The 8604-nt window shown below is 64.6% G+C and carries 10 protein-coding genes; 4 read left to right on the top strand and 6 right to left on the bottom strand.

All coding sequences use genetic code 11. The annotated features are described in order from the left end of the window. Window positions 1-216 precede the first annotated feature (216 nt). Window positions 217-1128: a lytic murein transglycosylase gene (locus DVDV_RS20865; RefSeq protein ID WP_075356504.1), complete on the top strand. Its 912-nt coding sequence runs from the start codon at window positions 217-219 to the stop codon at window positions 1126-1128. 110 nt (window positions 1129-1238) lie between these two features. On the opposite strand, the gene DVDV_RS20860 is transcribed toward DVDV_RS20865, so the two are convergent. From DVDV_RS20860 to DVDV_RS20845, 4 genes are all read right to left on the bottom strand, one after another. Continuing rightward, a complete protein-coding gene (locus DVDV_RS20860; RefSeq protein WP_075356503.1) occupies window positions 1239-1568 on the bottom strand; it encodes a hypothetical protein in 330 nt (109 codons plus the stop codon). A 123-nt stretch (window positions 1569-1691) separates the two neighbouring features. Further along, on the bottom strand, window positions 1692-3098 hold the full coding sequence (locus DVDV_RS20855) for a sigma-54 dependent transcriptional regulator (protein ID WP_254845478.1): 1407 nt from the start codon (window positions 3096-3098) through the stop codon (window positions 1692-1694). A gap of 182 nt (window positions 3099-3280) precedes the next feature. Further along, the gene (locus DVDV_RS20850) at window positions 3281-3856 is read right to left on the bottom strand and encodes a hypothetical protein (RefSeq protein ID WP_075356501.1); all 576 of its coding nucleotides are present in this window, start codon (window positions 3854-3856) and stop codon (window positions 3281-3283) included. A gap of 145 nt (window positions 3857-4001) precedes the next feature. Further along, the gene (locus DVDV_RS20845; protein ID WP_075356500.1) at window positions 4002-4646 is read right to left on the bottom strand and encodes a GDSL-type esterase/lipase family protein; all 645 of its coding nucleotides are present in this window, start codon (window positions 4644-4646) and stop codon (window positions 4002-4004) included. A 280-nt stretch (window positions 4647-4926) separates the two neighbouring features. On the opposite strand from DVDV_RS20845, the gene DVDV_RS20840 reads away from it, so the two are divergent. Next, the gene (locus tag DVDV_RS20840; RefSeq protein WP_075356499.1) at window positions 4927-5757 is read left to right on the top strand and encodes a PilZ domain-containing protein; all 831 of its coding nucleotides are present in this window, start codon (window positions 4927-4929) and stop codon (window positions 5755-5757) included. On the opposite strand, the gene DVDV_RS20835 is transcribed toward DVDV_RS20840, so the two are convergent. Next, a complete protein-coding gene (locus tag DVDV_RS20835; protein WP_075356498.1) occupies window positions 5758-6711 on the bottom strand; it encodes a lysylphosphatidylglycerol synthase transmembrane domain-containing protein in 954 nt (317 codons plus the stop codon). Between the two features lie 74 nt (window positions 6712-6785). Continuing rightward, complete coding sequence (locus tag DVDV_RS20830) at window positions 6786-7070, bottom strand: cytochrome C (RefSeq protein WP_075356497.1); 285 nt, start codon at window positions 7068-7070, stop codon at window positions 6786-6788. A 190-nt stretch (window positions 7071-7260) separates the two neighbouring features. On the opposite strand from DVDV_RS20830, the gene DVDV_RS20825 reads away from it, so the two are divergent. Together DVDV_RS20825 and DVDV_RS20820 are read left to right on the top strand one after the other, a co-directional pair. Further along, window positions 7261-8058, top strand: a complete 798-nt coding sequence (locus DVDV_RS20825; RefSeq protein ID WP_075356496.1) for a thioredoxin domain-containing protein — start codon at window positions 7261-7263, stop codon at window positions 8056-8058. 34 nt (window positions 8059-8092) lie between these two features. Beyond that, window positions 8093-8604 (top strand): hypothetical protein (locus DVDV_RS20820; protein WP_075356495.1); only part of this gene is annotated, 512 nt, incomplete at its 3' end.

The following is an 8604-nucleotide window of genomic DNA, read 5'->3' as shown; positions in this document are numbered from 1 at the left end:
ATTCTCTCACGCCCGCACCCACCGCACACCACCCCACACGTTTACCCCCCCCCCTGTCGCAGGGGTCCGGGGGGATCATCCCCCCGGTGGGGTTCGGGGCAAAGCCCCGATTCGCCTTCTCCCGCTTCTCCCGCTTCTCCCGCGCGCACTGCGCACCGCAGGAAGCGGTTGCCTGTGGCGGGCCTCGGCGCTAGGTTTGGGACCGGGGGAAATGCCATGAAACGATGGACTGTCGCTATCGCTGTACTGATGCTGTTGGGGATGGCGTGTGGCCGGGGGATGGCGCTGGCGGCGGATGCCGGCTGGCAGCCTTTGGTCAACCGGCTGGCGGCCGAGGGGTTGGACCGGGTCTGGCTGGAGCGGTTGTTTTCGGGAGCGGCGGTGGAGTATGAGCCGTCGATCATGGCCCGCAAGGTGGACGCCATGGTGCGCAAGCAGTTCGAGCCGAAGCCCGCGCCGACCAAGAAAACGCTGGAAGCCAGCAACTACAGGTATTTTCTGACCTCGGCGGCCATTGACAGCGCAGTGCGGTATATCCGGGAGAATCGGGCGGCGTTTGACCGGGCGCAGCGGGAGTTCGGGCCGCAGCCGGAACTTATTGCCGCGTTTTTGCTGGTTGAGACCAAGCTTGGCACCTATCTCGGCGACCGCGACGCCTTAAGCGTGCTGGCCAGTCTGGCCCGGGCTTCGAATTTGGAGCAGATTTCACCGTTTATGAAAACGCTTCGGGGTGACGGCGACCGGTCGACCTATGCCGACTGGGCGGCCCGGGACCGCTCCGAGTGGGCTTACCGGGAGCTGGCGGCCTTGTTGCGCTATGCCTCGGCCAAGGGCCGGGCGGTGGGAACGATTCCGGGGTCCATTTACGGGGCCATCGGCATCTGCCAGTTCATGCCGTCCAATGCCTTGCGGTTTGGGGTGGACGGCGACAATGACGGGGTACTGGACCTGTTTACGCCGGCCGACGCCATTGTCAGTGTGGCCAGTTATCTGCGCGGCTATGGCTGGAAGCCGGGCATGACGCCGGCGGAGCGGGACAAGGTGGTCTATGCCTACAACCACAGCGACCTGTACGTGCTGGCCGTGACCACGGTTGCCGACCGCATCCGGGCGCGGTTGGGCGGTTAGTGGCCCATCCTTGAATAAGCGCATGCTTTTTCGAGGATACTGCCTGAGTAGAATGGGTCTTTTGCAAAGGCGGGCAGCGTGTTCAAGGGAGCAACGCGAGGGCCGGGGGATCAGGGATTGGGCACCTTGAAGAACAGCGGATCGGGTGTGCGGCTGGCCGAGAGGAAGCTGCCTTCGTAGTAGCCCTGATTGAATCCGTCGCGGTAGCCGGCGTAATAGACGCCCTGGGATGTCATGCGGCTGCGGTTTTGGCCGGAGCCCATGCGGCCCTTGGCCCGGGTGAGCATTTCCCGGCGCTGCCCTTCGAGGCTGGCGATACGCTCCCAGACCTCCTGGCGTCGATCAACGCCGACCTTCCCTTCATCCTTGGGCTTGGGGCTGCCCAGAAAGATGTAGGTCACGATGCCGATGATGATGATGAGCACCAGGATGTATTTCACGCCGCCAACCGCCCGGGGCAGGAGTCTGACGGCAGAAAGCGCCGACCGGACCTGATTCCCTTTTTCCTCTCATCGGAGCCGGCAGGGGCGCTCTTTAGACTGGGTCGGGAAAAGGCGGCAGATCTAGGCGCGGCTGGCCGGAACGCCGTGTTTTTTGAGCAGGGCGTAGAGACGGGAGCGGGACAGCCCTGAGATGTCGAGCATCCGGCTGATGTCGCCGCCATGGCGGGCGACGAGTTCGCGCAGGTATTGCGCTTCGCGGCTGTCGCGGAAATCCCGGAACTGGGGCAGGGGTGTTGCGGCGGACAGGCCCCACAGGCCGGAGGATGGGCCGGGGTCTTCGGTTTCGCCGTAGCGTCCGGTGACGCGGTTGCGGGCGGCCATGACCCGGATATGCAGGGGCAGGTGCACCGGGAGCAGGGCGTCGTCGGCCACGGCCAGGGCCAGGGCGCCTTCCAGGGTGTTTTTGAGTTCCCGGACATTGCCGGGCCAGGGATAGGCCAAAAGCGCCCGGGAGAATTCCTCGGACAGGGGCCGCGTGGGCAGGCCCTGGCGTTTGGCGGCCTGGTCGGCGAAGTGGGCGGCAAAGTCCAGGATGTCGTCGGGATGGCCGGCCAGGGGCGGCAGTTCGATGCCCACGCCCTGCAGGCGAAAGAGCAGATCCTCGCGGAAGAGCCCGTCCCGGGCCATGGCTTCCAGGTCCTGGTTGGTGGCGGCCACCAGCCGGAAATGGCAGGGCGTTTCCTCAAGCCCGCCCACGGGACGCACCCGGCGTTCCTGGAGCACCCGCAAAAAGGCCTTTTGCACGGACAGCGGCATCTCGGCCACTTCATCGAGAAACAATGTTCCGTCGTGGGCGCGCAGGAGCAGTCCTTCGCGTTTGCGGTCAGCCCCGGTATAGACGCCCTTTTCCGAGCCGAACAGCACGCTTTCGACGATGGAGGCGGGCAAGGCGGCGCAGTCCACCACCACGAACGCGCCGCCCCGGCGGGGGCTGCTGTCGTGGATGGCCTGGGCAAAGAGTTCCTTGCCCGTGCCGGTGGCTCCGGTGAGCAGCACGTTGACGTCGCTGGCGGCGGCCCGGGCGGCCTGTTCGACGCAGTGGGCGCGCCTGGGGTTGCCCCCGAGGATGCCCGGGAATTGAAAGGCGGCGGCCTGGCCGCTGACCCGGCCGCGCCGCCGGTGTTCCATGGCGCTGACCAGCGGGGCGGTCATGGTTTTGACCGTGGGCGGCTTCTCGATATAGTCCCAGGCCCCCTGGCGCATGGCCCGTTCGGCCCCGTCCGGGTCGCCCCAGCCGGTGATGACGATGACTTCCGGGCCGGAGGGGGAGCGGCGGATATCGCCTATGGCGTCGAGGCCGTTGCCGTCGGGCATCCGCACGTCGAGAAAGACCACGTCCACTTCGGCGTTGCCGGCCCGTTTGAGACCTTCGGACAGGGTCGAGGCCAGGGTCGAGGTATGGCCCAGCCGGTCCACCACCCGGGCCAGGGCGTCGCGGATGGTCTGGTCGTCGTCGATGATGAGCACGTTGCCCAAGGGGCGCCTCCGGGGCGTGCGGCTGGCCGCAGCGCGTGAGCCTTTTGGGATGACCACCCTGCCCCGAACTGTCAAGGGCCGCAGCCGCGCCGGGCTGTCGCCGACGGGCGCGTCCCTGGACAGTACGGCGTATTGTCCAGGGACGCGAGAGCAGGCAAAACAGGATGCCGGGGCTATTGGCCGACGCCGGGTTTTCGCGGCCAGCCGGACAGCCCGAAATCATTGGGCGGCACCACGTCGTTGACGTTCAGGGCCCGGGCTTTTTCCAGATTGGCCCGAGCGCAGGCATCGTCGCCAAGGCGCATGCAGGCCACCCCCAGATTGTAGTAGGCATCGCTCAGATAATCCACGCAAAGCGGCCTGGTCACGGCCTGTCTGAGGGCTGTTGCGGCGTCGGCGTTCCTGCCGGCAAGCAGCAGGTCCGTTCCCTGCTTGTACAGCATCATGCCTTCCTTCGACGAGCAGCGCCACCACGGCCGAGCCTTCTTGCCGGCCATGGCCGCACCGGCCCGGCGTCCGCCCATGGCGGCGTATTCGGCCTTGTCGAGCTTGCCATTCTTGTCGAGGTCGATCAGGCCAAAGACCACCAGGGTCAGACCGGAATTGAAGACCACGATTTCCTCGAAAACGATAACGCCGTCCTTGTTCTTGTCCACGGCGGCGAAAGGCGGTTTTTTCCAGGCATGGGCCGTGGCACCTATAACCAGGACCGACACCAGGACGATGAGGAGCAGCATCACGCGTTTCATGGGTCCCTCCTTTGGCAACAGGTTGGCGAGTCCAATGCTGCCCCCGTAGCACAAACGGGCTCTTTTGGGCAGGGGGTGGCGCGGTGGCACGGCAAAAAAAAGCGGGCCGAAGCCCGCTGTTCACCCACCCTGGCTGCACCGCCGATCAGTTGGGGCTGGAGGCCTGGGGCTGGCCCAGGCCGGCCACGGTGTCGGGCCGGGTGAGCTGGTCATTGGGCTGGCTGACGTACTTTTCAATGAGCGCCTGCCACAGCTTGTAGCCATCGGGGCGCAGGTGCACGCCGTCGGTGGTGAGGCTCTCATTCAAGGCCCCATTGACCGCAAAGTGGCTGAAAAGATCAATGTAGACGCAGTTTTGCATCTCGGCGCACAGAGCCTTTAAGCCGCTGTTGAGCTCGATGATCTTCTCATTGGACAGATCGGGCCGGTTGACCACCGGCAGCACGCTCTGCACGAAAATCATGGTCTTTGGCGATCCCTTGTTGATGCGCAGCAAGATCTCGCGGTAGCGGGCCAGGATGGCGGCGTTTGGGCTGTACAGCTCGTTTATGCCCTCAAGGATGAAAACCTTCTCGGGCTTCTGGCCCACCACCGGCCCCAGGCTTTTGAGAATCTTGGCCGTGGTGTTGCTGACCGCCGCCTTGTTCACCACGTCCTTGAACATGCCCATGTGCTTCCAGCCGGCGGTCTGGCTGCCGCCGAGAAAAACCGTCTTGGCCAGCGCCTCGGGCGCACCACAAAAAAACAGCGCCATCAAAACGACGCTCATACGCAACCAGGCCGCAACCATCACTCCCCTCTCCTTGCGCATACAACGTAAACCCCTTGGCCGCATCAATACGGGGCAGCAGGTAGCATGACTCGATGGGATTGAAAAGAGCCGTTTTCGCCCTACAGCCCCGGTATCATGGCCGTGTTGCCCCGGCTCAAACGACATCATATTGACAATAAATTTCAATAAAGGCACTTTTCAAAGTGGGCCACCCCCATCCCGGACAACCCTCAACCCCCCCCGAACGCCCGCACCGGAGCTTCCGGCGCGTGGGCCCGGGCAAAGAGTTGTACGCCCGATGACGCCCCCCGCCCTGCCCCGCCGCCTGCTGGAAGAGGCCATCGCCCAGCGTTCCCGCTGCCATCTGACCCTGCCTGAAACCGTTGCCGGTCTCAAAGAACTCGATTGCGCCATCCTGGAGGCCTCGAACCGGGGAATCCTGCTGGAAAGCGTGGGCAAGGCTGCGGCCGGCCCGCACTGGGTGGGACTGGAGGTCAAAGGCTATTTCCGGGTCGTGCTGCGCCGCCAGACCCTGGAAGAGACCTTTTACACCTTTGACAGCCGCATCCGGGCGGCAGCGGCCAGTCCGGCCGGCCTGGCCCGGCTGCGGCTGGCCGAGCCGGACGCCCTGGTCTTCGGGCAGCGGCGCAAGAGCCTGCGCCTGGAACCGGAGCGGGACCGGGTGCGCTCGGCCTTCTTCTGGCGCTATGACCGCAAAAGCGGCTTCAACCTGGACGCGCCGGCCCTGCGCCCGGGAGATTTCCAAAACGGTGCGGCCCGGTTGTCCAACATCTCGGCCGGCGGCATGTGCCTGGGCCTTCGCGCCACCCTGTCTGTTGAGCGCAATCTCCAGGTCGTTGCCGGCGACCGGCTGGTCATCCATCTGGAACTGCACGAACCCCGGACGCCAGAGGCCGGCGAATTCTGGATCGTGGCCAAGGTGCGCCACGTCGGCCTGGACCGGGCCACCCGGGAGCTCACGCTGGGACTCGAATTTCTGGCCCAGGGCAGTCTCGACGCCACGGCCGGCAAGATCCGCTGGCTGCCGGTGGAAGGCCACATCATCACCGGGCTGGCCGACATCCTCTACTTCTGGGACCTTGACCGGCACCGCGAACGGTTGGCCTGATCACAGCCCCGGAGCCTCGGCCCGGCGGCGCAGATCGTTAAGGGACAGGCCGCTTGAGGCCAGCACGGTCATACCGGCCAGGGTCACCGGGATGTACTGGAGCATGTGCAGGGCCAGCCCCACGGCAAAGGCCCGTTCCCGGTCCACTCCGAACCAGCCCAGCGCCAGCACTGCCGAGGCCTCGTAGACCCCCATGCCGCCCGGTGCGGCCGGCAGGGCAAAGCCCAGGGTGGTCACGGCAAAAAACGTCAGCACCAGGGTGGGGTCGAAGGGGAAGCCGGCCATGAGGCACAGCCCAAGGCCGCTGACGCTTATAAAGCCGGCCCAGGACAGCCCGGTCCACACCGCCAGACGCAGGAAAAATCCCGCCTCCATCCGCGTTTGCAAAAGCCCCAGCATCTCCCCGGCGAAAAGCCGCAGCCGCTCGCCCGGCACGAACCGCAGACAGGCATGGGCCGCACCCGGGCGCAGCTTGAGCAGCCCCAGAAAGGCCCAGCCCCCGCCGACAATGGCCAGCAACGGATAGAGGATGAGGTTTTGGCCCAAAAGCGCGGCCACGGCCACGCCCACGCACAGCAAGGCCGACAGATCGAAAAATCGTTCCCAGAAGACCGCTTCCAGGGCCTGCCCCAGGGAGATCGAGGCCTCCCGGCGCAGATAGACCGCCTTGGCCATCTCGCCCAGGCGGGCCGGCAGGACGTTGTTGATGCCAAGCCCCAGCAGACAGGCCCGCAGCCCGGTGGCCGGCCTGATGCGCGCCCCGGTCAAAAAACGCAGGCGAAGGCCCGGCACCAGGGTCGTGGCCAGGACAGCCAGCGCATACAGGCCCATGTCCCGGACCCGAAATTCGGCCAACACCTGCCCCAGACGGGCAAAATCCACGCCCCACAAGGCGTAGCCCAGACAGGCGGCGGCCAGACCAAAACGGACAACCAGGGACGCAATACGATGCATAGGCGGGACTTCCTTGTGCAAAAGGCCATGGAGACAGTCTCCATGGCCTTTTTCGCAACATCGGGCAAGCCGGGTTATTTCTTGGGCAGGGAGGCGTAGTAGGCAGCCAGATCGGCCACGTTCTCGTCAGACTGCTTTTTCATGATGGCGATCATGGCCTTATTCTCGCCTTTGCCATCTTTAAACGCCTGCATTTTGGCGGTCAGCGCAGCCGCGTCCAGGCCGTCGAGATCACCCTTGCTCTTGTGGCAGGCGCACCCCTTGGCCAGTTCGCCGCCCTTGGCCGGATCGCCCGCCGCCAAAGCCAACGCAGCCAGTCCGAAGACCAGTGCGGAAACCAGCAGACCAATACGTTTCATGAAAACCTCCTGGAGAGTGTGTTTGGGTTGCCCCCACGACGGCCGAACCTTGCCTGCTTCATACACTCCCGGAGTAAAAACACAATGCATCCAGCGCGTTTCCCTTGCTTTTCAGAAATTTTTGTTGCATTTCCCACAACCCAGAGTAGGCTTGCACGTCGTGGATATCCCCATGCAAAGGACGTTTCCCATGTTTTCGCGCATCATACCGGCCCTGCTTTCCCTGGCCCTCCTTGCGGCCTGCTCCCCGGCCACGTCCGGCAACGGCGTCAAGGACACCCTCAAGGAACATCCCGAAATCGTCCTCGACGCGCTTGGCGAACGCAAGGCCGATCTTTTTGCCCTGGTCATGGAAGGACAGCACGACTTCCAGGACACCCAGCGCCAGGCCCGCCAGGAAGCCGAGGTCAAAAAACCCCTGTCCCCGGCCATCGACCCGGCCCGGGCCATGCGCGGACCGGCCGACGCCACGACCACCGTGGTGGTCTATTCCGATTTCCTGTGCCCGTATTGCGCCCGGGGCGCGGTGACCCTGGGCGAATTTGCCGCCCGCCATCCGGATTCGGTGCGCATTTTATTCAAGCATTACGCCACCGACGAACTGGCCAAGCAGGCAGCCCTGGTCTACGAGGCCCTGGCCGCCCAGGACCCCAAAATGGCCTTTGCCTTCCACGATGCCGTCTTTGCCGCCCAGACCGAGGTCGAACAGGGCGGGGAGCCGGTGCTCTATGCCCTGGCCATCAAGCTTGGGGCCAATGTCGGCCAGCTCAAGCGCGATCTCAAACGGGCCGAACTGGCCAAGCGCATCGAAGACGACACGGCCGAGGCCCGGGCCTTCGGGTTCGACGCCACGCCGACCTTTGTCATAAACGGCGTGTCCGTGCGCGGAGCCGCCCCGCTTGACGAGTTCGAGGACGTGCTGCGCCGGGTGGCCCGCCCCGGGGGCCAGGAAGCCCCCTGCGCCGCCTGCGACAAGAAAAAGTCCTGATCCCGGGACCGCGACCAACGAGGCGGCAAGCTCTATGACCGTTGTGCCCAGACGTATCGCCGTGCCCATCGGCCTTGCCCTGCTGGCTGCCCTGCTTGTCCTGGCCCCGGGCCGGCCGGCCCGGGCGGAACAGCCGGTCCAGCCGGCCCTTGACGTGACCATCGACGAAGCCACGCTGGTGGTCATGCTCGATGACCTCATCAAATACTACGTCGAGGCCCGGCCGGCTGAAAGCCAGATCATCGCCCTGCTGCCGACCTATGAAAAGAGCAAGGACAGCGCCGAATACAAGAAGCTGCGCTTCCTGTTTGACACCTACCAGAAGGCCACGACCAGCCTCAACAATCTGGTCGATGTCCTCTACATCTATCTCAAGCTCGGCAACAGCCGCGAGAAAGACGTCAACGAGTACGTCGTCAACCGCAGCAAGAACATCATCACGTTCTTAAACAGCATGGTCTATCTCCTGACCACCCGAAACCAGGAGCTCGACATCAGCGGTTCAAGCGACGTGCAAAAGCTCTACGAGACCTATCTCGTGCGCCT

The organism is Desulfovibrio sp. DV (assembly GCF_001936595.1).
GTDB lineage: Bacteria > Desulfobacterota > Desulfovibrionia > Desulfovibrionales > Desulfovibrionaceae > Solidesulfovibrio.
The sequence above is the reverse complement of the archived record's forward strand: the minus strand, read 5'-3'. Positions and strand labels throughout refer to the sequence as shown.